19 protein-coding genes are annotated in these 25,256 nt (G+C 70.1%); 11 read left to right on the top strand and 8 right to left on the bottom strand.

Annotation, left to right across the window (positions count from 1 at the left end; translation table 11 throughout):
- Positions 1–2 precede the first annotated feature (2 nt).
- Entirely contained in the window at positions 3–3,347 is a 3,345-nt protein-coding gene (locus ACFVT5_RS21095; RefSeq protein WP_389889863.1) for an aminotransferase class I/II-fold pyridoxal phosphate-dependent enzyme, read from the top strand.
- 44 nt (positions 3,348–3,391) lie between these two features.
- On the opposite strand, the gene ACFVT5_RS21090 is transcribed toward ACFVT5_RS21095, so the two are convergent.
- Together ACFVT5_RS21090 and ACFVT5_RS21085 are read right to left on the bottom strand one after the other, a co-directional pair.
- A complete protein-coding gene (locus ACFVT5_RS21090) occupies positions 3,392–4,390 on the bottom strand; it encodes an NAD-dependent epimerase/dehydratase family protein (RefSeq protein ID WP_389889860.1) in 999 nt (332 codons plus the stop codon).
- Complete coding sequence (locus tag ACFVT5_RS21085; RefSeq protein ID WP_389889857.1) at positions 4,387–6,711, bottom strand: MMPL family transporter; 2,325 nt, start codon at positions 6,709–6,711, stop codon at positions 4,387–4,389. Before ACFVT5_RS21085 ends, ACFVT5_RS21090 begins: the two co-directional genes overlap by 4 nt.
- A 179-nt stretch (positions 6,712–6,890) precedes the next feature.
- Here ACFVT5_RS21085 and ACFVT5_RS21080 point away from each other — a divergent pair, with 179 nt between their 5' ends.
- A complete protein-coding gene (locus ACFVT5_RS21080) occupies positions 6,891–8,057 on the top strand; it encodes a GNAT family N-acetyltransferase (protein WP_389889854.1) in 1,167 nt (388 codons plus the stop codon).
- A gap of 103 nt (positions 8,058–8,160) precedes the next feature.
- On the opposite strand, the gene ACFVT5_RS21075 is transcribed toward ACFVT5_RS21080, so the two are convergent.
- On the bottom strand, positions 8,161–10,404 hold the full coding sequence (locus tag ACFVT5_RS21075) for an MMPL family transporter (RefSeq protein WP_389889851.1): 2,244 nt from the start codon (positions 10,402–10,404) through the stop codon (positions 8,161–8,163).
- Between the two features lie 232 nt (positions 10,405–10,636).
- Here ACFVT5_RS21075 and ACFVT5_RS21070 point away from each other — a divergent pair, with 232 nt between their 5' ends.
- On the top strand, positions 10,637–11,371 hold the full coding sequence (locus ACFVT5_RS21070) for a TetR/AcrR family transcriptional regulator (protein WP_389889849.1): 735 nt from the start codon (positions 10,637–10,639) through the stop codon (positions 11,369–11,371).
- A 153-nt stretch (positions 11,372–11,524) separates the two neighbouring features.
- On the opposite strand, the gene ACFVT5_RS21065 is transcribed toward ACFVT5_RS21070, so the two are convergent.
- The gene (locus ACFVT5_RS21065; RefSeq protein ID WP_389889846.1) at positions 11,525–12,067 is read right to left on the bottom strand and encodes a DUF1707 domain-containing protein; all 543 of its coding nucleotides are present in this window, start codon (positions 12,065–12,067) and stop codon (positions 11,525–11,527) included.
- 96 nt (positions 12,068–12,163) lie between these two features.
- Positions 12,164–12,727 carry a TetR/AcrR family transcriptional regulator gene (locus tag ACFVT5_RS21060; protein WP_389889843.1) on the bottom strand — a complete coding sequence of 188 codons (564 nt, stop codon included), beginning with the start codon at positions 12,725–12,727 and terminating at the stop codon, positions 12,164–12,166.
- Positions 12,728–13,074: 347 nt separating this feature from the next.
- On the opposite strand from ACFVT5_RS21060, the gene ACFVT5_RS21055 reads away from it, so the two are divergent.
- The gene (locus ACFVT5_RS21055; protein WP_389889840.1) at positions 13,075–14,217 is read left to right on the top strand and encodes an oxygenase MpaB family protein; all 1,143 of its coding nucleotides are present in this window, start codon (positions 13,075–13,077) and stop codon (positions 14,215–14,217) included.
- A 44-nt stretch (positions 14,218–14,261) separates the two neighbouring features.
- Here the strand turns inward: ACFVT5_RS21055 and ACFVT5_RS21050 are convergent, their stop codons facing one another.
- Positions 14,262–14,726, bottom strand: coding sequence for a MarR family winged helix-turn-helix transcriptional regulator (locus ACFVT5_RS21050; protein WP_389889837.1), 465 nt, complete (start codon positions 14,724–14,726; stop codon positions 14,262–14,264).
- Between the two features lie 145 nt (positions 14,727–14,871).
- On the opposite strand from ACFVT5_RS21050, the gene ACFVT5_RS21045 reads away from it, so the two are divergent.
- Positions 14,872–15,519, top strand: a complete 648-nt coding sequence (locus ACFVT5_RS21045; RefSeq protein WP_389889834.1) for a nitroreductase family protein — start codon at positions 14,872–14,874, stop codon at positions 15,517–15,519.
- Between the two features lie 91 nt (positions 15,520–15,610).
- Here ACFVT5_RS21045 and ACFVT5_RS21040 read toward each other — a convergent pair whose 3' ends face one another.
- Entirely contained in the window at positions 15,611–17,344 is a 1,734-nt protein-coding gene (locus ACFVT5_RS21040; protein WP_389889831.1) for a right-handed parallel beta-helix repeat-containing protein, read from the bottom strand.
- A gap of 93 nt (positions 17,345–17,437) precedes the next feature.
- On the opposite strand from ACFVT5_RS21040, the gene ACFVT5_RS21035 reads away from it, so the two are divergent.
- The 6 genes from ACFVT5_RS21035 to ACFVT5_RS21010 all read left to right on the top strand — a co-directional run bounded on the left by ACFVT5_RS21035 (position 17,438) and on the right by ACFVT5_RS21010 (position 24,400).
- Positions 17,438–18,361: a TetR/AcrR family transcriptional regulator gene (locus ACFVT5_RS21035; protein ID WP_389889828.1), complete on the top strand. Its 924-nt coding sequence runs from the start codon at positions 17,438–17,440 to the stop codon at positions 18,359–18,361.
- A 52-nt stretch (positions 18,362–18,413) separates the two neighbouring features.
- Positions 18,414–18,863 carry a MarR family winged helix-turn-helix transcriptional regulator gene (locus tag ACFVT5_RS21030; RefSeq protein ID WP_389889825.1) on the top strand — a complete coding sequence of 150 codons (450 nt, stop codon included), beginning with the start codon at positions 18,414–18,416 and terminating at the stop codon, positions 18,861–18,863.
- 283 nt (positions 18,864–19,146) lie between these two features.
- Positions 19,147–21,585 (top strand): SpoIIE family protein phosphatase, encoded by a 2,439-nt coding sequence (locus tag ACFVT5_RS21025; protein ID WP_389889822.1) that lies wholly within the window; start codon positions 19,147–19,149, stop codon positions 21,583–21,585.
- Positions 21,586–21,738: 153 nt separating this feature from the next.
- Positions 21,739–22,236: a hypothetical protein gene (locus ACFVT5_RS21020; protein WP_389889819.1), complete on the top strand. Its 498-nt coding sequence runs from the start codon at positions 21,739–21,741 to the stop codon at positions 22,234–22,236.
- A gap of 188 nt (positions 22,237–22,424) precedes the next feature.
- On the top strand, positions 22,425–22,682 hold the full coding sequence (locus tag ACFVT5_RS21015) for an SHOCT domain-containing protein (protein ID WP_389889816.1): 258 nt from the start codon (positions 22,425–22,427) through the stop codon (positions 22,680–22,682).
- Between the two features lie 143 nt (positions 22,683–22,825).
- Positions 22,826–24,400, top strand: coding sequence for an acyltransferase (locus ACFVT5_RS21010; RefSeq protein WP_389889813.1), 1,575 nt, complete (start codon positions 22,826–22,828; stop codon positions 24,398–24,400).
- Here ACFVT5_RS21010 and sigJ read toward each other — a convergent pair.
- A complete protein-coding gene (sigJ, locus tag ACFVT5_RS21005) occupies positions 24,286–25,248 on the bottom strand; it encodes an RNA polymerase sigma factor SigJ (RefSeq protein WP_389889810.1) in 963 nt (320 codons plus the stop codon). The two genes, ACFVT5_RS21010 and sigJ, sit on opposite strands and share 115 nt — an antisense overlap.
- Between the last annotated feature and the right edge of the window lie 8 nt (positions 25,249–25,256).

The following is a 25,256-nucleotide window of genomic DNA, read 5'->3' as shown; positions in this document are numbered from 1 at the left end:
CAATGGTTCCGATCGCGATCACCGGTATGGCCTGCCGTTTTCCCGGCGCCCCGGACATCCCTGGCTACTGGCGGCTCATCCACGGCGGCGTGGTGGTCGGCGGCCCCGTCGGCCGGCGATGGAACCACCGGCCGTTCCACCGCCCGCAGGACCCCCGCGACCCCGACGGCTCCTACAGCGACCGGGTGGCACACCTTGACGACGTACGTTCCTTCGCGGCTTTGCACTACGGACTGCCGCCACGACGTGTGGAGGTCGCCGACCCCCAGCACCGGCTGCTGATCGAGCTGACCCGGGTGGCGTTGCAGGACGCGGGACTGGAACGCGGCCCGTTCCCCAGGGAGCGTACGGGGGTCTACGTCGGTGCCTCGGTGACCGAGTACAAGGACATGCTGACGTCCCGGATCCGGGCCCGCCAGCTCGCCCAGGGGGAGTTCGGGAGCGTCGACGCGGCGGACGCGGAGCGGCTGACGGCCGCCGCCGACGCGGTCGCGCCGATGAACGCCTACACCGTGCCGGGCAACATGCTGAACATGGCGGCGGCATCCGTCAGTTCCGTCTTCGACCTGGGCGGCCCGAGCTTCGTGGTGGACTCGGCGTGCTCCGCGTCCCTCGCCGCCGTGCACGAGGCGGTCACCCATCTGCGTACCGGTCAGTGCGAAGTGGCCCTGGCCGGCGGGGTCTACCTCAATCTGGTGCCGGACATCCTCATCGGCTTCTCCCGCATCGGCGTCGTGTCCCGCACCGGCGTCTGCCGCCCCTTCGACCGGCGTGCCGACGGATTCGTACTCGGCGAGGGCGCCGGAATGGTGGTCCTCAAGCGACTCACCGACGCCCAGCGCGACGGCGACCGGGTGTACGCGGTCATCCGCGGCAGTGCCTGCACCAACGACGGCCGTTCCGGCGGCCCCATGACACCGAGCAAAAAGGGACAGACCGCCTGCCTGGAGCGTGCCTACGACGACGCCGGTGTCTCACCGGGCAGTGTGGATTTTGTCGAGTGCCACGGCACGGCCACCGCGACCGGTGACGCGGTGGAGATGGCCGCACTGCGTGACCTCAGGTCGGGATCGCCCGCCGGGCCACCGGCCTATGTCTCCTCGGTCAAGGCGAACATCGGCCATACGCTCTCCGCCGCGGGCATCGCGGGCCTGCTGAAGGCGGCGCTCGTCGTCCACCATGGTGTCGTTCCGCCGCAAGCGGGCTGTGAACAGGTCGAACCCGAACTGCTCCCGGACGGAGGCACGTTCGCGATCACGCGCGAGCCACGCGCCTGGCGGCCCGAGCGGGACGCGCCGCGCAGGGCCGGTGTCAGCGCCTTCGGATTCGGCGGCACGAATGTGCACATGGTGCTGGAGCAGGCCCCGGAGCCGCCGGCGGTACGAGCCGCCCCACCCGGGGCCGACGGCCTGCTGTTTCTCCTGACGGCCGGCTCGGACACCCTGCTCGCCCACTACGCCGATCAACTCGCCGGCACACTGGACGAGCCGGAACCACCGGCACTCGCCGATGTCGCGTACACCCTTGCCTCGCGAACTCCGCTGGCGGCCCGTGCCGTGGTGACCGCCGCCACCCACACCGAATTGTCCAAGCGGCTCGGCGAGTTGGCGTGCGCGCTGCGCGACGACACCGCCGTGCCGCCCGGCACGTGGGTCCGGCGCCCTGGCCCTGTCCCGCGCGACCTCGGCGGACCACCACCCTCTCAGGCCGAGCGCCTGCTCGACTCGCAGCGGCCACCGTCCGTCGCCGCCGGACGACTGGTCAACCTGCCGGCCAGTCCGGTCGAGACCAGTACCTACTGGGCGCTGGACGAACCCGAGCACACCACGGCGCCCGACGGCTCCGTGACCGAACGCCTGCTGGCCGTCATCGCCCGGGTGTCGGACTTCCCCCCGGACGTGCTCGGACCGGACCAGGCACTCGTGGACGACCTGGGCTTCGACTCCCTGCTCGTCGCCGAACTCGCCGACCAACTCGCCGCCGAATGGCCTGACTTGCCACCGCTCACCCGCGAACTGACGCGGCCCGGGACGACGGTGCGGGAGATCGCGGACTGGATCACGGCGCATGACCGCATGCCCCGTGACCGCACGGCGCATGACCGCTGCCACGTGCCGGGGCCGACCCCGGCACCGTCCGCTGAGAGGCTCCCGGGGAACGATGGGGCCGCGGGCATCGCCGACCAGTTGCGACTGCTCGGCCTGCCGAGCCCGTACTTCGCCGTTCACGACGAACTCCTGGGCGCCACCACGGTCGTTGACGGAGTGCGCCTGACCAATTTCTCCGGATACGACTATCTGGGGCTCGCCAAGGATCCCGTGGTGACCACCGCCGCGAAGGAGGCCATCGACCGGTACGGCACCTCCGTCTCGGCCAGCCGCGCCGCTTCCGGGGAACGACCGGTGCACGGCCTCCTGGAAGACGCATTGGCCCGGCACCTGAAGGCGGAACAGGCACTCACCCTCATCGGCGGGCACCCCACCAATGTCGCCGTACTGGGGCATCTGCTGGGCCCGGCCGACCTCATCGTCCATGACGCGTTCGCGCACAACAGCATCCTCCAGGGAGCCCAGCTCTCCGGCGCCCGGCGACGGGTCTTCCCGCACAACGACATGGCCGCGCTGGATCGCCTGCTCACCGAGCAGAGGCCGTTGCATGAGCGCGTCGTCGTCGCGGTGGAGGGCGTCTACAGCATGGACGGTGACCTCGCTGACCTGCCCGCGCTGATCGAACTGCGGCGCCGGCACGACGTTCTGCTGTACCTGGACGAGGCACACAGCGTGGGGGTCCTCGGCGCGACCGGAGCCGGTGCGGCCGAGCACTGGGGCGTCCCGGGAGACGAAGTGGACATCCGTATGGGGACCCTCTCCAAGGCAATGGCGAGCTGCGGCGGGTACATCGCGGGCGCCGAACCACTCATCACCCATCTCAGGCATACGACACCCGGATTCATCTACAGCGTCGGCATGCCGCCGAGTGCGGCGGCGGCGGCACTGGCCGCGCTCGAACGGCTCCGCGAGGAACCCGCACTCGCGGCGACGGCCCGCGCACGGGCGGCACGATTCAGGCAGCGTGCCGAGGAGGCGGGCCTGAACATCGGCCTCAGCGTGGACGGTTCCTGTGTCGTGCCGGTCATCACCGGTGACGCGGCCGGCGCGCTGCGGCTTGCCGATCGGATGCGCCAACGAGGCGTCAACGTACAGCCGTTCACCCCACCGGCGGTCGAGAACCACCAGTCACGCCTACGGTTCTTCGTGACCGCCCGGCACAGCGAACGGGAGATCGACGAAACCGTCCGGACCCTGACAGCCGAATGGGCGGCGCTCAAGGACGCGCTCACCACCTGACGGCTCATCGCTTGACGATCGGAGCGGGGCGCGCCGGTGCCCCGCTACCGTGCCAGCAGGTCGGCCAACCCCTCTTCCAGCCGGACAGCGGGAACGAAACCCAGCTCATGGCGCGCCCGCTCCATGGAACAGGTCCACCACGCGCTCCTCAGCTCGACCGCCTTGTCACGGTTGAGCGGAGGATGTACGCCGCGGACCCGGCCGACCAGCTCGGCGCCCCGGGCCACCGCACCGACCACGGGAAGCGGCACGGGCAGTACCAGCGGACCACGGCGGCGGCCGAGTGCCTTCGCCAGCGCCGCGCACAGGTCCTCCCAGGTGTGCGTGGTGCCGTCCGACACGGTGTAGACGCCATCGGCGGGCCGCGTCGAACTGAGCCGACGGCCCCGGAGCGCCGCCGCCAACAACGCCTCGCACACGTCATCGACGTGCACCAAGGAGTATCCGCGTGGACCGAACCCGGCCTTGAGCACCACTCCCGCACGCACCATCGGCAGCAGTGAGGGAACGAACGCCGGGTCCCCCGGACCGTAGACGATCGGAGGGCGGACGATGGTCGCGGGCAACCGGTCGGACAGTGCGCGCACCGCCTCCTCCGCGGCGAGTTTGCTCCGTCCGTAGCGGGACACCGGCCGGGGAGGGTCCTCCTCCCGGCGGGGCCGGCCCTGGTACGAGGGACCTGCGGCGGCCAAGGAGGAGCACAGGACGAGCGGCGGCGGGGACGTCAGCGCGGCGACCTCCTCCGCGAGTCTGCGGGTGCCCCCCTCGTTGCACCGGCGAAATCCCTCGTCCGTGGGCGACTTGACCAGGCCGCCGAGATGGACGACGTAGTCGGCGCCGCGTACGACCTCACGCAGACCCTCCCCGGTGACGAGGTCACCGGTCACCGGACGCACCCCCGCCGCGGTGATGACCCGGTGCGCGGAGGTACTCCGTACCAGGGCGACCACTTCGCCGCCCTCGGCGATGATCCGCCGGCACAGCCTCTGGCCGATGAACCCCGTCGCGCCGGTGATCGCGAAACGGGGGCGTGCGGTGGTCACGTGTCCTCCATCGGTGCCGCTGGAAGGGGAGTTCCTGGAAGGGAAGTTTCCGAAGGGGGAGTACCTGAAGGGACACGGCGGTTCTTTCCGCGTCCGAACCGCGGCATCCACCAATTGGCGCGCCCGGCGAGCCGCATCACGGCCGGGACGAGCAGGGCGCGGATGACGGTGCAGTCCAGCAGTACGGCGAACGCGAGCCCCACGCCGATCAGCTTCAACAGGACGAGGGACGAGAGCGCGAGGGCCGCCGTGACCGTGGCGAACACCAGGGCGGCGGACGTGAACAGCCTGCCCGTGCGCTGCAACCCGATGGCCACCGCCGTCGCCGTGTCGCTCCCACGGCGGTGCTCCTCGACGATGCGGGACAGCAGGAACACCTCGTAGTCCATCGACAGACCGAAGGTCACACAGAACATCAGACTCGGCACGACCACGTCCGTGACGCCGCCCGCGGTGACGTCACCGAGCAGCGGTGCGAGGCGACCCTGCTGGAAGACGGCGACCAGGACCCCCGAAGTGGCCGCCAGACCAAGGGCGTTGAGCAGGAGTGCCTTGACGGGAATGAGCACGCTCCGGGTGAACGCCAGTAACAGCGCGAAGGCGGCCAGTACCGTGACGCCGACAACCAGGGGCAGCCGGCCGGCCAGCACCTGTTCGGTGTCAGCGAGCCTGGCGCCGGGCCCGCCGACCAGGACAGGTCCGGGCGCGGGTACCGCGCGCAGCCCGGCGGCGAGGCGGCTGCCCTCGGGGGACAGCGGGTCGGTGCCCTCCGGGATCACCGACAACCAGGTGCCGCCGGGCCCCGCGAAACGGGCGGACGACGCGTCCGGCACCGCCGACCGCAGCCCGTCGCGATATGTGCCGGTCCTGGCCTCCACCCGCCGTACCCCCGGCACCAGGGCGAGCCGACGGGCATACGCGTCGAGTACCGAGTCGGGCACAGGGTCGGTCACCGGGTCCGGCACAGCGCCGGTCACAGGGCCGGTCACCGCGCCGGTCTCCGCGCCGGGTCGCCCGGCGGTCGGCCCGGGAAGCACCACGCTCGCCGCGTCCACCCATTCCGACCCGAAGTCCGCGCGCAGCCGCTGGGACGTCTCGGCGACGGGTGAGGACGGCGGCAGGATCCGGTCGTCGTACATTCCGAACCGCACCTGGGTCACCGGAGCCGCCAGCAGGACCAGCAGGGCGAGCGCCCCCACGGTCACCAGGACCGGGCGTCGCATCACCGCGCGTGCGAGCCGGAACCACGCGCCCGACGACACGGCCTGGCGAGGGCGACGGAGCCGGGCGAACACATCCCACCGGTCGAGACGTTCACCCAAAAGGATGAGTAGGGCGGGCAGTACCGTCAACGCCCCGGCGGCCGACGCGCACACCACCGTCACTCCGCCGTAGGCCAGCGATCTCAGCAGCGGCAGCGGGAAGAGCAGCAGTGCGGACAAGGAAGCCGCGATGGTCGCGGCCGAGAACACCACGGTGCGGCCGGCGTCGCGCAGGGTCCGCCGCAGCGCCTGGTCCGCTCCGCCGCCACCGGCCAGCTCCTCCCGGTAGCGGCTCACGAGCAGCAGGCTGAAGTCCACCGCGAGCCCGAAGCCCAGCGCGGTGGTGATGTTCAGGGCGAAGAGCGACACCTCGGTGACAGTGCTCAGCAGCCGCAGGACCGCCGTCGTGGCGGCGACCGCGACCACGCCCACCACGACCGGCAGCAGAGCCGCCGTGACACTGCCCAGAACCCAGAGAAGGATGAGCAGGACCAGCGGTACGGCCACGAATTCGGCGAAGCGCATGCCCTCCTCGCTGAGCTTCTCCGTCTCGTCCATCACCGCCGCCGCACCCGACGCCGATACCCGCAAAGGCCCCCTCGTACCGGTGAACCGGTCGATGATGTCGCCCGCCGCGTCACGGGTGGCCCGTTCACCGCCCTGCAACCGGATCAGTACGAGAGCGGAGTGCCGGTCCTCGGTACGCAGGGACGGAAGCCCTTGCTGCCAGTACGAGTTCACCCAGGCGACGCGTTGGTCCTCCGCCACCCGACGGGTCAGGTCGCGGCCCGCGGCGGTCACCTCTGGGGCATCGACGGAGTCCGGCGTGGTGGCGTGCAGGATCAACTGCGGTGGCCCGGCGTGGAATTCGGAGGCGAGCAGGGCCTCGGCGCGCACGGAGTCGGCGGCCGGCGGGGTCCAGCCCCCGGGGGACAGCAGATGGGTCAGACCTACCGCGTACCAGCACGCCAGCGAACCGAGAAGGCAGGTGAGGGCCACGACCAGCCGTGCGCGGCGCCGTGACCGGCGATCGAATCCGCCGAAGGGCTCTTGCCTCACGGACCGACCCGTCTCCCTCCGTCTGCGACTCATGCCTCACGGCTCACCGCTCACGCCTCATGAGGAGTCAGTCTTAGCACAGGTCGTCACGAGTGGTGATCGATCAACTACGTTGAGTGCTAGCCTTGTTGAGTTTCCGAGCGCGGGACCGGTATCGGCCGAGGAGGGGTTGCGAGGGCATGCAGAGCTGTGACGCGTACGACGTGAAGGCGGTGCGTACTCGCGCGGACCGATCGGCGTTCATCGGCTTCCCTCATGTCCTGCACCGGCATGAGCCCATGTGGGTTCCTCCGCTGCGCGGCGATCAGCGCAGGCTCATGGACCGCGGGTCCCATCCCTTTTACGAGTTCGGCGAGGCGCGGTTCTTCCTGGCTCGGCGAGACGGTCGCGTCGTGGGCCGCATCGCGGCCGTTCACAACCCGAACCACAATCGCTTCCACGACTCGAAGGACGGCTTCTTCGGGCTGTTCGACTGCGTCGACGATCCAGATGCGGCCGAGGCGCTGTTCACCGCCGCCGCATCCTGGCTACGGACGCGGGGACTCGAAACGCTGCTCGGCCCGGTCAGTCTCTCCACCAACTACGAATGCGGAGTGCTCACCGAGGGATTCGACCTCCGGCCCGCCGTCCAGATGCCGTACAACCCGTCGTACTACCCGCAGTTGATGTCCGACTGCGGATTCACCACGGCGATGGAACTGCTGGCCTGGGAGCTGCCCGCCACCGTTCACGAGAACCAGAGACTGCTGCGCCTCCTGCGGTCCGGGAGGGACTGGGGAGTCCGTATCCGCCCGCTGGATCTGCGGAACTTCGCCGCCGAGTCGGACCTGGTCAAAGAGGTCTACAACGCCGCCTGGGAACGTAATTGGGGGTTCAGCCCGATGACCGACCGTGAATTCGGCGCCCTGGCCCAGCAGTTGCGCCCTCTTCTCAGGCCCGGACTGGGCATGGTCGCGGAAGTGCACGGGGAGCCCGCCGGTGTCGCCCTGGCGCTACCGGACTTCGCCCCCGCGCTCGCGGCGGCGAACGGACGCCTGCACACCTGGGGCATTCCGCTCGGCCTGGTGCGGTTGCTGCGCGCGCGCCGACGGCTCGACCGGGTGCGGGCCATGGTCCTGGGCGTGCGGGAGGAGTATCGCGGCCGTGGCATCGAACTGCTCCTGGGAATGGAGGTGTCCCGCGCCGCACAGCGGCTGGGCTATCCCGTCATCGAGGCGTCCTGGACGCTGGCCGACAACTACCGTGCCAACCGGACGATGAAACTCATCGGGGCCCGGGTGACCAAGAAGTACGGCATCTGTCAACGCCCGCTGGACCACCTCGTTCCCTCTACGACGGCTTCCTGAGACCCGGATGCAGCCCCCTGCGCGAGTTCCGGACGCACCACCCGCGGGAACATGCCGCTGCCTCGCCGGTGTCGGCGAGGCAGCGGGACGTGGCTCCGGGTGGTCAGACTCCCGTCGTGTTCTTCGCGTACGGCGTCTCCGCCGTGGGCGTCGGTGCGGTCGCGGGCTGCGGTGTGGGGCCGCCTTCGCTGAGACCGAACCGGCCGTGGACCTTGCGTAGGAAGCCGGGCGCGTACCAGGCCGAGCGGCCGAGCAGGCGCATCGCGGCGGGTACGAGGACGCCGCGTACGGCGACGGCGTCGATGAGGATGGCCAGTCCGCTGCCGAGGCCGAACATCTGCATGAAGCTGATCTTGGCGGTGCCGAAGGCGAAGAAGCTCACGGCGAGCAGGCAGGCCGCCGCGGTGACGATGCGTCCCGTGTGTCCGAGACCGTTGGCCACGGCGGACTCGTTGTCGTCGCCCAGATCGTGGAGTTCCTTGATCCGGCTGGTGACGAACACCTCGTAGTCCATGGAGAGGCCGAAGGCGATGCAGAACATCAGCACGGTCATCGACACCTCCATCGGCTGCGCCGAGACGCCGAGAAGGGATGAGAGGTTGCCGTCCTGGAAGATCCACGTCATGACGCCAAGGGTCGCTCCCAGGCTGATCACGTTGAGGACGAGGGCCCGCAGCGGCTGTACGACACTGCCGGTGAACAGGAAGAGCAGGACGAAGGTGGTGAGGGCGACCAGGGCCACGGCGATCGGGAGCCGGCTGCTGATGGAGTCCTTGGAGTCGACCAGTTCGGCGTCGACTCCGCCCACCAGGGGCTGTGATCCGGCGGGCGGCGTCGCGGCCCGCACCGCGTCGACCAGGCTCTGTGCCTCGTCCGACCGGGGCGGCAAGTCGCTGACCACACTGATCCGTTGGGCGTCGGACCTGCCGAGTGCGGCATTGCCGGGCCCGGTCGCCGCGGACTGTCCTTCGGTATAGGTCCCGGTGCTGGTCTCGACGCGGGCGACGCCCTGGAGTCCGGACAGTTCGACCGCGTACGTCGCCAACGGGGGCTCGCCCACCGGGTTGTCGATGACGACGTGGAGGGCCGCCTCGTCGTTGCCGTCGAAGTTCTCCCGCAGTGCCGTGGCGACCTGGCGGCTCTCGGCGCCTTCGGGCAGGACCCGTTCGTCCGGCGTGCCGAAGGTGATGCCGAGGAGCGGGCTCGCCGCCAGTACCAGGACCGCGAGCACGGGCAGCGCGGTGAGCGTGGGCCGCCGCATCACGGTACGGGCCAGCCGCCCCCACATCGACGCCCCGGCGCCGACGGGCCCCCGCTTCGCCCACGGCAGCCGCCCGCTGTTGACCCGGTGCCCCAGGACGACGAACAGGGCCGGCATCACGAACAGAGTGCCGATGGCCGCGATGGCGACGACACCGACACCGGCGTAGCCGAACGAGCGGAGGAAGTACTGCGGGAACACCAGGAGCGCCGCGAGCGCGGCGGCCACGGTCGCGGCGGAGAACGCGACGGTGCGGCCCGCGGTGTGCACGGTCCGCCGGACGGCGTCCTCCACGCTCGCCCCGGTCACGAGCTGTTCCCGGAAGCGGCTGATCATCAACAGGGCGTAGTCGATGCCCAGTCCGAGGCCCAGCGCGGTGGTCAGGTTGGTCGCCGAGACGGAGACGTCGGTGACGCTGCCGAGGAGGGAGAGTTGGGCGAACGAGCCCAGGATGGCGATGATCGCGATGGCCAGCGGCAACAGGGCCGCGACCATACTGCCGAACACGAACAGCAGCAGTACGAGGGTCAGCGGTATGGCGATGGTCTCGGCCAGGACGAGATCGTCGACCACCTGCGTCGACATGTCCGCGCCCACGGCGGCGCCGCCTCCGGCCCGGACCGTGAGCGTGTCCATGTACGTTCCGGTGTAGGCGTCGAGGATGGCCGTGGCGTCCTTCTGCTGCTGTGTCTCGTCGCCCTTCACATGGGCGAGCACCATGGCCTCGCGGCCGTCCCGGGAGCGCAGGCCGGGGCTCTCCGTGTCCCAGTACGAGACGACGTTCGCCAGGCTCTTCTCGTCCTTGAGGTCCGCCACCAGGGTCCGGCCGCTCCGCTGGGCCGCCGGGGTGTCGATACGGCCGTCAGGGGCGCTGACCAGTAGGACCAGGTTCGTCTCTCCGCCGAACTTCTCGTCGATGACCTCAGCGGCCCGGGTGGACTGGGACGCCGGGTCGTCGAAGCCGCCCCCGAGCAACTTGCCGAACGCGCCGGCGCCCACGACACCCATGAGTGCCACGGCTACGACGGCGACGACGAGTACCAGCCGGGACCGTCGAATCGACACTTCGGCTATGCGTTCAAACACGCCCGATCTCCTTTGCGTCCTTGCGGTGGAACGACGTGAAGCAGCCGGGACATGGGGAGAACCGGCGCGGTGCTCGGCGGGTCTCGTCGCCCGTCGGAGGTAAGTGCGGTGTCGCACTCTTCGTCGCCGCGAACGACGCTAGTGGGGTGACGGAAGATTTGGCAGTGTTAGATTTTCTTCACAGCACCAAGGCTCTTGATAGCCCGCCGGGTCCATGTCGTACGGTCGCCGTATGCCGACAGACGAACCCATAACGGCCCCCGTCTCCCTGCGCGAGCGGCGCCGGGCCGCCGCTACCCAGGAGATCCTTGACGCCGCCGAGCGCCACATCACCGAACACGGGCCCGCGGCCCTGTCCCTGCGCGCGGTCGCCCGCAGTCTCGGCATGACCGTGCAGGCGCTCTACCACTACTTTCCGCGCCGCAATGCCCTCGTCACCGAGCTGATCGCCAGGACGTACGACGACTTGGCCGACGCCGTGCAGGCCGCCATCGACTCAGCGGCGGACGACCCGGCCGTGCCGCGCGTGGTGATCGCGGCCGAGGGCTACCGCCGATGGGCCATCGCCCACCCCGAGCGGTTCCAACTCCTCTACGGAACACCGCTGCGGGACTACGAGGCACCCGCCGATGGGCCCACCACCCAGGCGATGCGGCGGATGGGCGCGATCTTCCAGCACGAGTTGTTCGGCGGGTTCACCGACGCCCAACTCGCCGCGGCCGGCACCCTGGCTCCCTCGTCCCCGCTCCGGGGGCATCTGGAGAACATGCCACCGGAAGGTTCGGGAAACCTGCCGGCCGCCGCGACCGCTCTCCTCATGAGCGCGTGGGGACACATGCACGGCCTCGTCGTCCTGGAGGTGTTCGGGCACACTTCTTTCCTCGGCGACCACCAGGCCGAGATCTTCCACATGGCGATGCGGAACATGCTGGACGACGTCCACAGCCGGATTCCCGCACAGGGCTGACCGGATCGCCAACTGCCGTTCCTGGTCCGAGTACTTCGCCTACAGCCGACGCGGACCGACGAATGCCATGACATCGCCGGCATCTTCGGCTGGGCCTACTGAGCCACACCCTGAGCCTTCTTGACAGCCCGGATCTGGTGCCGGACGGGGGCCTCAACGCCGTGCGTGGCGGATCTTCAACCGTCCGAACCCCATGGCCCCGGTGATCCGGATTCGCGGCCCGCCGGGGCGGGGGTGCCTCGGGGGCTCGTAGCGCGCGTCCTTCCACACGGTCTCCAGATCCCCGATGTCGACGACCGCGTCGCGAGGCACCGTGATCTTGGCCCTGCCGTATTCGAGTCGCAGCTCGATGTCGACCGCCGGATGCTCGAAGTCCGCCTGGGACAGGTCGAGATACACCTTTCCGAACGCCGACTCGACCTTGAGGAACCGAGGTACCCGCCATGCGCCGCGCCGCTTGATCCGTCCGGAGGCGGCGGCGATCGTGGAGGTGGTGCCCGCGTTCTCCGCCGGGAGGGAGGTCAGCGCCCGCACCAGTTCGCCGTGCGTCTTGGCGACGAGTGCCTGATCGAGGCGTTCGTCCATCTCTCCGTGCGAGATGTGCCCTTCGGCGTACGCCTCCTGGAGGCGCCGTACAGCGGTGTCGCGATCGTCCTCGCGGATCGGCGGCGGCGGGTCTTCCTGCGGCGGAGTCACCGTTTCACTCTATCGTCGGGCCACCCCTCGGCTCCGTCTCAGGGCCGTTGTTCCGTTACCGGTGGCGTGGCCGAGCGGAATGACGGAAGGCGCGCGTTACGGGGTGGGCTTCAGGTAGTTGAGGACGAGCCGGGTGAGTTCGTCGAGGAACTGGTCCCGTGGGATGGGTGGTCGGTCGAGCAGATAGCGCACGGTGAGGTGTTCGACCGTACGCACCGAAATCCACACCGCCGTATCGAGGGCGATGTCCGGGCGCAGACCGGTGCGCCGCGTCGTCAGATAGGCGAAGACCAGTTCGCCGATGCGCTGCTCGAAGGCGCTCAGGGTGCGGCCGTCGTCCAGTCGGGTGCCGTGTTCGACCGCCGCCCGGAGAAAGGCCGGCTCGACGTCCAGCCCGTCGAACAATGCGAGGAGGGTGGCCCGGACTATCACGGGCACGGGCTGGTCGAACTGTCCGGACATCTGGGTGGTGACCCGGGAGACGAGGGCGTGGCTGTAGCGCTCCAGGACCGCCGAGACGATGGCGTCCTTGTGCGGGAAGTACTGGTACAGCGACCCGGGGCTGATCCCGGCCGCCGTCGCGATCCGGCTGGTCGACGCACCCTCGTACCCGTACTCGATCAGGGTCTGCCGGCCGGCGTCGAGGATGCGTTCCACCATCGCCCGGGACCGTTCCTGGCGTGGCGTCTTGCGTGGAGACGTGCGAGCGGCCGTGCTGCGCGGAGCCTTGCGGCGAGGCGACGGCATGGCGTTCAGAATGCGAATTGAACGCGAGTACGAACGGCTGTCAGCATCGGCTCATGGTCGCACAGAAGCCACCGCTGCGTGAGGGGCCGGTCGAGTCAAGTGCCGTCCCGACAAGCCCACTTGCGCGTCCGCACCTTCCGCAACCACACCTTCCTGATCCACACGTCCCGTATCCGCGCCCCCCGTATCCGCGCCTTCCCTTTCCACAGCGCTTTCGCGAGACCGAGCGCGTCAACCGTCGCGTGGGCAGGCCGCTGCGGATGCTGTTGCGCCAAGACGCCCTCGATCCGGTGTTGTTGGACACCATCGGCGAGCGGCTGACGGCACGTGACGAGGTCGGGGCGGCACTGGCGAAAGCCCTGCGGAAGACCGACGCCACGCATCCGGACCGGGTGACGATGAGTCAGTTCCGCCGCGCGCTCGCCGACGGGATCGACGCGGTATCCCAACCCCCGCAGCCGTTACGGGACTTCTTCGCCGCGATCGACGCGGTGCCGGACTGGGTGGACTTCGACCTGGTGAACGAGGGCGGACGGGCGGTACGACGATTCGCCCCCAACTCCGCTGACGTGCTCCTACAGTTGGCGCTGATCGGCTCCTACCGGTTCGGTGGGCCACCGGATCTGCTGGTCGAAACGGGCGGCCTGAGCGGCGGCTCCGCACTGCGCAGGCTCGCCGAGACCCAGCAGTGGGCGATCGCGGTGAGCGGCCACGACGCGATGCGGCGCCCCGGCATGGGCTTCCGGCTCACCGTGCACGTCCGGCTGATGCACGCCCTGGTCAACCATGAGATGGAGCACAGCGGACGGTGGGACACCGGCCGGTGGGGACTGCCGGTGAACCAGTCCGACCTGGCCGCCACACTCGGACTGTTCAGCGCGGTCCAACTGCTGGGTGTCCGGCTGCTCGGTGTGCGCGTCACGCACGCCGAGTCGCGCGCGGTGATGCATCTGTGGAAGTACGTCGGCTGGCTGATCGGTGTGGACGAGGACTGGCTGTGCGACCGGGAGCTGCGCCAACACCGCCTCAACTACCACCAGTTGATCACCCAGAGCTACGGCAGTGCGGCCGGTCCCCCCTTGGCCAACGCCGTCGTGGACGCCCAGGGCGCCTTGCACTTCGACCACTTCGCCGGAGTGCGCCGCGCCTACGCCCGAGCGAGACTGCTGAGCATGCTCCGCTACTTCCTGGGCCGCCGGGGACTGCGGGACCTGGGCCTTCCGATGGCCTGGCCCTGGGCCGTCCCGCCCCTGCTGGCCTGCAACATCCTGCGATACCACGTCCTCGGCCGCACCGAGGCGGGCCGCGCGTATCTCCTGCGCCGCGGCGACCGTTTCACCGGCCGACACCGGCACCGCTACTTCGGCGACCAGGCACCGGACGTCGGAACGCTGCACGTGTAGGCCACCCCGCCTCGGCAGCGACCCAGGGACGCCCTTCCATCCGCTCACGGGTCCGGGTGCAGCAGTTTGCCGAGGAGAACGGAGAGTTGCGCGCGCTCCGCCGGAGTGAGGGCCTGGAAGGTTCCGTCCAGGAATTCGGGTACGGCGTCCTCGGCCAGGGCGAGGAGTCGGCGGCCGGAATCCGTGAGGGTGACGGCGTACGCGCGGCGGTCCGCGGCGTCGCGTTCGCGGCGTACGTGGCCTGCCTGTTCGAGGCCGTCGCAGAGGCCGACCATCACGCTGCGGTCGATGCGCAGTTCGTCGCTCAGGACGCGCTGTGAGCAGGGGCCGACGTCGGCGAGCATCTTCAGTACCAGGTGCTGGCCGACGCCGATCCCGAGCGCGCCCGCCCGGGTGTCCGCCGCGCGGGCCACAGCGGTCGAGGCCCGGCACAGAGCGATGTCCAAGCGCTCCGCGGCGAGCCGGGAGAAGTAGGCGGTGCTCGCGTTGTCCCTGTTCGTGGACGGCATGGTGTGTCCCTCCTGGCTGCCGCCACCGTACCAGCAATCATCTGCGTCCAGATTGTTTGACCACAGAGTATGTGAATCGTATGCTCACCAATCATCTGTTGGTCAACTATCTGTACTCCGATCATCTGGCGCCCGGGAGGCGACCGTGACCCTGGATCTGACCCCCGATCAACTGCTGTCCACCACTCGCGCGGTACGCAAACGCCTCGACCTGGACCGCCCGGTCCCACGGTCCCTGATCGAGGAGTGTGTCGATCTGGCCACGCAGGCCCCGACGGGACGCAACCGGCAGCGCTGGCACTTCATCGTCGTCACCGACCCCGAGCGGCGCCGCCTCGTCGGGGACATCTTCCGCCGCGCGCTGGCGACCGGGGGTGGGCAGCCGCCGACCGAGCGGGATCTGCCGCGCATGTTCGCCCACCCCGGCTCCATGGAACGGATCTCGGACGGCCTGCGGCACCTGCACCGCAACATCCACCGCGTGCCCGCCTTTGTCGTCCCGGCCGTCGAAGGCCGCACGGAAGGCGCCTCGGTACTCGACCAGTCCATGACCTGGGGATCGATCCTTCCGGCGGTGTGGAGCTTCATGCTCGCCGCCCGTGCGCGAGGGTTGGGCACGGTGTGGACCACCGCGCAGGGCCCGCTGGAGAAGGAACTCGCCGACGCGCTCGGCGTGCCCTACGACGAGGTGATGCTCGCCGCCTTCATCCCCCTGGCGTTCACCGTCGGTACCGACTTCAAGCCGGCCCACCGGATTCCTCGGGAGCGGGTCCTGCACTGGGAGCGGTGGTAAGGCCGTGGCGAACAGAGGTTGAAGCCGCGTTGCTGGGCCGGTGTGATCAGTGCCGCCTCCGTCCCGTGCGGCGGTCGATACCGGTGGTTGCTCAGCGAGGGCGGGGCGGGCGGCGGCCCGCTGCCTCCGTGATGGCGACGGCCCTCGGGTCGGTGGCGAAGGACGCGGCCGGCAGGGTGGTGTTGTCCTTGAGGACCACACCGTCGGGTGCCTCGCCCGGGTCGGCGTCCCACACATTGCCGAGGAAGACGACGTGTTCCAGGGGCGGCCAGACCGTCAGGACCACCGGAGCGTCGGCGCGGTGCACGACATTGGCCTCGACGGTGACATAGGCGGCGCCGTAGTCCGTGTAGAGGCCGAAGTTGTACGGGGTGATCGTGTCGCGTACGACATTCCCGCGGATCAGCGCGCCGTTGGCGTGGGAGTCGCCCTGGGGGCCGGAGACGTAGATGCCGCCGCCGTCCGCGAGTACCCGCATCGTGTCGTGGACCAGGTTGTTCACCACCTGTGTGCCGCGCCCCTCGTAGACCACGATGCCCGCGTGCGGCACGTCGTTGACCTGGTTGTGGGCGATGACGGTGTCCCGTGTGCCGGTCACCAGGATCGCCGGGGAGCCGCGGTAGTCGAGGCCGATGTGGTGGATGTGGTTGTTCTCGACGTGGTGGTCGCGTGCCCCCTCGCCGATGACCAAGCCGCCGCCGGCGACCTCGGTGATCTCGCTGTCGCGGACCGTGTTGTCGGCGCCCTTGCCACGGAACTCCACGGCGACCGCGCCCAGTCGGACGAAGCGGCAGCTCTCCAAGGTGACCCGGGAGGTGTCCTCGAAGATCAGGTTGCCGGGCATGCTCGCGTTGTCGCCGGGGACCGTCACCTGCCCCTGTCCCTCGGCGAAGGTGACCGTCTCCATGCCGCCACCGTCGTAGTAGCCGTTGCCGTGGTAGTGGAGGAAGCCCTGAGGGGTGCTGGGCCGGAGCCAGGTGGCATCGGCGAAGGTGATTCCCCGGAAGGTGATGTTGTGGACACCTTGGGCGTGCAGCAGTGTCTCCAGCACCGGCGCGACCACGCCGGCCGGGGGCTCGGCCCCGCGCGGCCGGTAGTGCAGCACGGTGCCGACCGTGGCGAAGGTGCCTTCGGTGAGGAATGCCGGGCTGTTCTCCGCGGAGGTGGGGGAGTCGACCCCGTAGGACTCTCCGGCGCCGGGGCCCTCCCAGGTGAGGATGGAGTGATACAGGCGGGTGGCCTGCTCGAAGGCCGGAGCGGCCATGGTGATGGTGGTCGTGTCCGCGTCACCGGAAACGGCCGCGACCCGACAGCGGCCCTCGGACCAGGGATAGGCGCCCCGGTAGACGAACTCGACGTCACCCAGCCAGAGTTGAGGTCCGGCCCCCTTCGTGGTGTACCCGTCGGCCGTACGGACCAGGGCGTGACCGTCGAGGGGCAGAGCCGCGCGCTCGACGCGGTGTCCGTGGGCGTAGAGCTGGCGGGGCGCGGGGCCGGGTGTCTCGGCGCGATGGATGCCGCCGTGATGGGTGCCGTGATGCGTGCCCTGGCGAGTGCCGTCGTCGGACGCGGTCCAGTCCGTGATCTCGCGACCGCCGCTGATCACCACCTCCTCCTGGTCCGGGGTGCCGTAGCTCTGCGCCTGGTACACGACGCCGGAGTGCGCGGCGGTGAGCAGGAACGTGTCGGTCAGGCGGTACGTACCGGCCCTGAGCGTGACCACCGTTCCCGGCCTGGCCGCGTCACGGGCCCGCTGGAGCGTGGCGAACGGCCGCTCGACGGTGCCCGGTCCCGTGTCGTCGCCCGACGGATCGACGAAGATCATCAAAAGCCCCCTGTCTGGCATGGGTGTATACCTGTACGGGTGTACGCCGTACACATCTGGTAGACAACGTACACAGCGAAAGGAGGTCGCGTCATGTCGAATCCGGAACGCAGTACCGAGCTGCTGTGGGGAACCGGGCCCCGGCACGGCCTCAACCTGGAGCGGATCGTGCGCTCCGCCGTCGAACTCGCCGACGCGGAAGGGCTGAGCGCGGTGTCGATGCGGCGCCTGGCCGAGCGGCTCGGCTTCACCACGATGGCGCTGTACCGGCATGTGCCCGGAAAGGCCGAGCTGTTGGCCCTCATGCGCGACGCGGTCCTGGCCGAACTCGCCCCGCCGGGTCCGCCTGCCGGACAGGGCCCGTCCGCCGTATCGGCCCCGCCCGTCGCGGCCGACGGTCCGGCGTCGGCGGGATGGCGCGCGGACCTGGAGGCATGGGCCCGCGCCGGGATCGCCCTCCAGCGGCGGCACCCCTGGCTGGCGGAGCTGGGGGACGACCGGCAGGTGCCGGGGCCGCATGCCATGGCCTACTTCGAGCACGCGCTGAGCATCGTGGCCCGCACCGGCCTGCCGCCGGCGCAGGTGGTCGCGGCGGTGACCCTGGTCGGCGAGTTCGTCGACGGCGTCGCCCGGCAGGCGGCGGCGACGGCGCGCACGGAGCGGCGTACCGGGGTCGGTGACGACGAGTGGTGGGGGCAGCGCGACTCGCTCTTCGCCCAACTGGACGACCGGTACCCCACCTTGGTCAGGCTGTACGAGGAGGGCGCCTACGACGCCCCGCTCGACCCCTTCGAGTTCGGCCTGCAACGGGTGCTCGACGGGGTCGCGGCCCTCATTCCCGTAGGCGACCCCACAGAAGTGCGTGACGAAACGCGTGACGTTAAAGGGTGCGAGGTGTGCGGAAACCCCGTAGACCGCAATCCCGCGGGCCGACCCCGTACGTACTGTTCCCGCGCCTGCCGACAGCGGGCCTACCGGCTACGTGGCGCGGCGGACCCCCAGGGGAACCCACAGTGAGTCGCCGGAACGGACAGGTCAGGGTGCCTGTGCCCTGTCATATTCTGGTCCCGTGAGTAGCGAACCGGTTTCGCCGGAGGACACGGCGGCGCAGCTGATGCGGGCCATGACACGGCTGCGGGCGCGGTTGCGCAGGGAGGCCCCGATCGATGACCTGCCGTGGAACTGGTCGCATCTGACCACGCTGCACCGGATCGTGAAGGACGGTCCGGCGACCGCCACCGAACTCGCCCAGGCCGAGCACGTACGGCGGCAGTCGATGGCGGAGACGCTGGCCGCGCTACGGACCGGTGGGTTGGTCAGCACCGCCAAGGACCCGAACGACGGGCGCAAGTCCCTGGTGAGCGCGACCCCGGCCGGGCAGGCGCTGTGCGAGCGGATCCCGGCGGCGCGGGAGGCATGGCTGTCCGACGTGATCGGTTCCACGCTCCGGGGCAGCGAGCGCCGGACGCTCGACAGGGCCGCGGAGATCATGAACCGCCTGGCGGACTCCGAGATCTGACCGACCGGCGATCTGACCGGCATTCGCTCCCGTACTACCACTCAAGCTTGGCTGTGACGGGGCGGGCCCGCTGGGGAGGTCACGGTGGAGGTGGGCAGGCTGCCTGACAAAGATTAGCAGGCAGCCTGCCTATGTGAAAAATTGCTCCTGCCCGGGAGCCCTGGGGCGGGCCGCGTACTACCGGGCGGCGTAGCGTTGAAAAAGAGACAAAGAGACGGAGACTCGAAGAGACAGAGAGTGATGAGGTGACCATCTGTGGCTCTGCGCGATGAAGGTGGCGTACATGGCACAGCAACGGGGTGACGAAACGCGGAGGCTGGACGACGACCCGTTCGAGGAGGCCGCCACCGCCTACGCGGAGGTCGACCCGAACGGCACCGTGACCGCCTGGAACGAAGGGGCCCGTCAGCTGCTGGGCCATACCCCTGACCAGGCGCTCGGACGGCCCGCGACGGCGTTCCTCGCCGGACCTCAGTCCGCCTCGCTGCCTCTGCCCGGGTCCACCCGCTGGCACGGCACGCTCACGCTGCGACACCGGGACGGCGGAGTCCTTCCGGTACGGATCCTGGCCCACATGATGGACCCGGACAAAGCACCGGACAGCGACTGGCTGCTGGTCTGCCGCCTGCCGCAGGGCGAGCCCGCACTGCGGCGCGAGGACGTGGCGACATGGGAGTTCACGCAGTCGCCGTGCCCGACCGCGATCTACGACACCAGACTGCGGTTGATCACCCTCAACGACGCCATGGTCGACGTCATCGGACTGCCCGAAGAGGAGATACGCGGCCTGCGTCTGTCGGAGATCGGCGGCAAACCCGCGAGCATCGACCTGGAGCGCGACATGCTGGAGGTGGTGCGCACCGGTCGGCGTGAGCACATCGAGACATACATGCGGACGGGCGGAGAGTTCCGGGATCACGCCTGGTCGGCCCATATGACGCCGCTGATCGACGACGTAGGCACCGTGCGGGGCGTGTGTCTGACCGCCCACGACATCACCGAGCGGGACCTCGGCCGACGGCGCCTGTCGCTCGTCAACGAGGCGAGCGTGCGCATCGGCACCACCCTCGACATCACCCGTACCGCGGAGGAACTGGCCGACGTCTGTGTGCCGGAACTCGCCGACTTCGTCACGGTCGATCTGCTGGACACTCCCTGGGACGCACCCAGGGGCGCGCTCCGGCCGATCCCCGAGCCGCCCGAGGGCGGTGACCTCGTGCTGATCCGCGCGGCGCACAACTCGGTCAACGAGGGCTGCCCCGAAGCGGTGGTCGAACCGGGCGAGGCCGCCGTCTACGAGCCGTCGTCACCGCACGCCGTCTGTCTCGCGCTCGGCCGGGCACTGATCATTTCGGAGTCCGAGAGCAGGGCGCGAGGATGGCCCCCGGAGGCAACACCGCGCGGTCGGCGGGCACGCAAGTACGGGATGCGTTCGATCATGGCCGTCCCCGTCCAGGCGCGCGGGACGACACTCGGCGTCGCCGTCTTCTACCGCCTCCGACAGACCGAGGCGTATGTCCCCGACGACCTGCTGCTCGCCGAGGAGATCACCGCGCGGGCCGCCGTGTGCGTCGACAACGCACGCCGTTTCACCCGCGAGCGCGAGACCGCCCTGGCCCTGCAACGCAGCCTGCTGCCAGGGTCGTTGCCGAGACCCGCCGCCATGGAGGCCGCCTCGGGGTATCTGCCGGCGGCGCTGCACGACGGGGTCGGCGGCGACTGGTTCGACGTCATCCCGCTGTCCGGCCTGCGCGTCGCGCTGGTCGTCGGAGACGTGGTCGGCCACGGTATCCAGGCGTCCGCGACCATGGGACGGCTGCGTACCGCCGTGGGCACCCTGGCCGATGTCGACCTGCCGCCGGACGACCTGCTCACGCACCTGGACGACCTGGTGATCCGGCTGTCACAGGAGGAGTCGGACGGCGGTGCCCTCACCGGCGGCGTCGGCGCGACCTGCCTGTACGCGGTCTACGATCCCGTCTCCCGGATCTGCTCGATGGCCAGTGCCGGTCACCCGCCGCCCGCACTCGTACTGCCCGACGGCACCGTCAGTTTCATCGACGACCTGGCCCCCGGGCCGCCGCTGGGCGTGGGCGGCCTGCCCTTCGAGTTGGTCGAACGCAAGGTGCCCGAGGGCACACTGCTGGCCCTGTACACGGACGGCCTGGTGGAGAGCCGTACGCGCGACATCGACGAGGGCCGCGTGCTGCTGGCCCGCGCGCTGGGCGGGGCGCATGACGAGTCGGTGGACAGCCTCTGCCGGTCCGTCCTGCGCGAACTGGTTCCCGTCGCGGGCGGCGTACGCGACGACGTGGCCCTGCTGTTGGCCCGTACCCGTGCGCTGGACGCGTCGCGGGTCCGGGACTGGGACATCCCCGCCGATCCCGCGGCGGTCGCCGTCGCCCGCAGTGAGGTGGCCGATCAACTCGCCCGCTGGGGCGGGGAGGACCTGGTGTTCACCACCGAACTCATCGTCAGTGAGCTGGTCACCAACGCCGTACGCCACGGCTCGCCGCCGATCCGGCTCCGCCTCATCCATAACGGCACCCTGATCTGCGAGGTGTCCGACGCGAGCAACACCTCCCCGCATCTGCGGCGCGCCCGCGCCTATGACGAGGGTGGCCGCGGTCTGCTCCTCGTCGCCCAGATCGCCCAGCGCTGGGGGTGCCGTCACCACGCCATCGGCAAGACGATCTGGGCCGAACAGCCGCTGCCGGGCTGAGAGTTGAGTGGACCGCCCGACGGATTCCTCAGCGTTCACCGGGCGTTCAGGCCGCCGGTGTGCTCGGCCGGGCGAGCGTGACATACGGTCTCGCGGCAACGGGGGATCCGAATTCGGGGGGATTCGATGGTGAGATATGTCCACCATTACGTCGTGGGCGTCACCATGGCGGTGTGCGCCTCGGCCATCAGCGCGGTGGTGGCCTTCGTCGTACGGGGGTTTCCGGCGGCGGACGACGACGGTGGCCGGTGGGTCCTGCTCTTCCTGGTCGGCTCCTGCGCGCTCGGGGGGCTCCTCGGGGTTTCACGGCTCCCGCACCTCAGCGAGCTGCGGATGTTCGAGGCGGCGGTGCCGCTGAACGACCCCGAAGCGGTCCTGCCCCGCGACGACACCGTGCGCCGGCACCTTGTCGATGTGCAGATCCTCCTCATATTTCTCGTGCCGTCGCTGGGCCTGGCCCTCTTCTGGTCCCCGTGGGCGGTCCTGTACCCGCTGCCGCTGGCCGCCGAGTGGCTGGTGCGAACCGGCGTGGCGGCCCGCTGGGAGCGGCGGCACGGCCTGCTGCTGTGGCGCGGCGACCTCAAGGAACAGCCGCTCGGCAAAGGGCAGATGCTGTACTCCTCGGTCGGACCCGGGACACCGACCCGCTGACCGCCCCTTGCCGCCCCCTTGCCGCCCCCTTGCCGCCCCTTCCCGCGCCGACCGGTCGCCCGGGAGGCTGGTTCGGGGGCCGGTGGCGAGTGACAATGGAGAAGGAAAACGGCGCGGGCGACAGGGTCCACACCCTTCCACGCGGTCAGAGGAAGTGACCCGCGATGTTTTACCGGCATCACCGTGGCATGCCTGGCGTGCACGTGTGGGGCTTGGTGGCGATGTCGATCAGCGCGGTGCTGTTCTGGGCCCTGCTCATCACCGTCATCCTGCTGCTGGTGCGCATGCTCAACCGCGTCTCCCGGCACTCGAACGCCTCCGTCGCGCCGTCGTCCGAGAGTCTGCTCGGCGAACGCTTCGCCCGTGGGGAGATCGACGAAGAGGAGTACCGGACCCGGCTCGGTGTGCTCCGAGCGGCAAGTCCAGGCCCTCCGAAACAACCATGACCGGGGCCGTCAGCCGTGACCGGAGGACCATGACCGGCTGAGTCCGGGGCCCTGATCACCGTACGGGCGGGCGAGAAGGGGCCCCGGACGGTGTGTGTGTGTTCGGGCGGATTCCTCGCGACCGTCGAAGGTGTGTCGAAGGTGTGAGGGCAGAACGGAATCGTTGTGCCGACCTGCTCCGCGTGTGCGCGATCGGTGCCGTGGTGCTGGGCCACTGGCTGCTGGTCGACGTCACCTATCAGGGTGGGACACTCTCCGGCCTCGATGCCCTCGACTATGTCGGCTGGGCCCGCTGGCTGACGCTGTTGTTGCAGGTCATGCCGGTCTTCTTCCTCGTCGGCGGATACGCCAACGCCGTCTCCTGGACGGCCCGCCGAGCGAAAGGTGAGGACTGGTGGTGCTGGGTACGGGGCCGGGCGATCCGGTTGCTGTGGCCTACGGTGTTCTACGTGGCGGTGTGCGCGGTCGCCGCCGTCGTCGCCCAGCGCGCGGGCGCGGACCCCACCACGCTGGCCCGAGCCGGCTGGCTGGTGGCCCTGCACCTGTGGTTCCTGCCCCTCTATGTGCTGCTGATCGCGCTGACGCCGCCGCTGCACGCCGCACACCGGCGGTGGGGCCTGCGGGTGCCTGTGGTCATGGCGCTGGTGGCGGCCGGCGTGGACATCCTCGTACTCGGCCCCCGGCTCCCGCTGATCGGTTTCCTGAACTACCTGCTGGTGTGGGGCTGTATGCACCAGTGGGGATTCGCCTGGCAGGACGGCTCACTCACCACCCCCAGGTGGCGGTGCCGGGTGATGGCCGCGACCGGTTTCGTCCTGCTGGTCGCGCTCCTGGGCTGGGGACCCTTCCCCGTCGACATGATCGGTGCGGGCACCCGCGTCGGGAACACGTCGCCGCCCTCGATCGCCCTCCTCGCGTTCGCCGCCACGCAGATCGGACTGCTGCTGATGGCCGAGCCCGCGCTGCAACGGCTGCTCACGCGCCCCCGGTTGTGGGCCCGGGTCACCCGTCTCAACAAGGGGGTCATGACCGTCTATCTGTGGCACATGGTTCCGGTGATCGTGGTGGCCGTCGCCTTCTACCCGACCCGTCTGCTGCCCCAGACGGTCATCGGCACCTCGCAGTGGTGGGTTCAGCGCGTCGTGTGGATCGCGCTCCTGAGCGTCGTGCTCGCCGCGGTCGTCCTCTGCCTCACCCGGGTGCAGCGCCCGCTCCGCCGCCTTCCGGTGGGGGCCGGTGCCAGAGGATGGTGGTCCCCGGTACTGCTCGTCTGCGGCCTCGGCGCCTGCGTCCCGGCCCTCACCGCCCTCGCCGTCCAGGGCTTCGCCCCAGCCGGACACCTCGCCGTGCTCCCGCTCCTCCTCCTCGCCGTAGGACTCCCCGCAGCGGTGTGCTCGGGCCGCCCACCTCCGGCGCGTACGAGGGACGGGGCACCCGAGACCCCTGGCCGACCGCCGTCCCGCAGGACGCCGAAGGGGCCGCTGCCGAGGGGCTCGGTACCGAAGGGCCCGTACGCCTTCCGTATCGCCCTCCGTATCACCTCCCGTATCGCGCCCTGGAATTCGGAGCACCCAGCCGTTCTCCGAAGCCGACGGAGACACTGTCACTGTCCCGTCCACCGCCGGAGCTTCTCCGGGTTCCGGACCGACCAGATGTGCTTGATCCGGCCGTCCGCGATGTCGAACGCCATGACCGTCACGGTGACCCCGCCCTGCTGAGTCACCAGACCGGGCTGACCGTTCACCGTGTGCTCCAGGATCGTCATGTCGGGTGCTCCGGCGGCGAGATCCACGAGGACGCGCGCGATCTGCTCCCGGCCCTGGACCGGGCGGAGTTGGGCGCTGACAAGGCCGCCGCCGTCGGCGACGGTCCGGGCGTCGGGGTCGAGGAGGCCGATGAGCGCGTCGATGTCCTTGGCCTCCCACGCATCCTTGAAGTCCCGGACGATGTGCGCGCGTTGGGCTGCCGGGGTCGCGATCGCGGGAGCCTGCGAGGCCCGAACACGACGGCGGGCCGACGTGGCCAACTGGCGGCATGCCGCAGGGGTCCGGCCGACGATCTCGGCCACTTCGGCGAACGAGTAGCGGAACACATCGTGCAGGATGAACGCGACGCGCTCGGCCGGGGTCATCGAGTCGAGTACGACGAGGAGGGCCATGTTGACCGACTCGTCCAGGGTGACCCGGTCGGCGGGATCGTCCGTACCGCCGCCCGACGCCCCGTCGATCCACTCCGCGCGATCCGGCAGCGGCTCCGGAATCCACTCGCCCACATAGCGCTCCCGCCGGGCCCGTGCCGAGCGGAGCAGGTCGAGGCAGATACGGCCGGCGACCGTCGTCAGCCAGCCGCCGGGGGACGCGATGGCTTCCCGCTGCGGCCGGGACATCGTGTACCAGCGGGCGTAGGTCTCCTGTACGACGTCTTCGGCGTCGGCCAGGGAGCCGAGGAGCCGGTAGGCGAGATTGAGCAGGTGCCGCCGTTCGCTCATGATCGCGCGCAGGCCCGGATCGGATGCGCCGTCTCCCGGTACGGACACGCCATCTCCCGGCTCGGATCGGGTGGTCATGGTGTCGG

It is taken from the genome of Streptomyces sp. NPDC058001, assembly GCF_042886315.1.
Lineage (GTDB): Bacteria > Actinomycetota > Actinomycetes > Streptomycetales > Streptomycetaceae > Streptomyces.
Note: the sequence above shows the minus strand (reverse complement) of the source record. Positions and strands in the feature narration are given on the sequence as shown.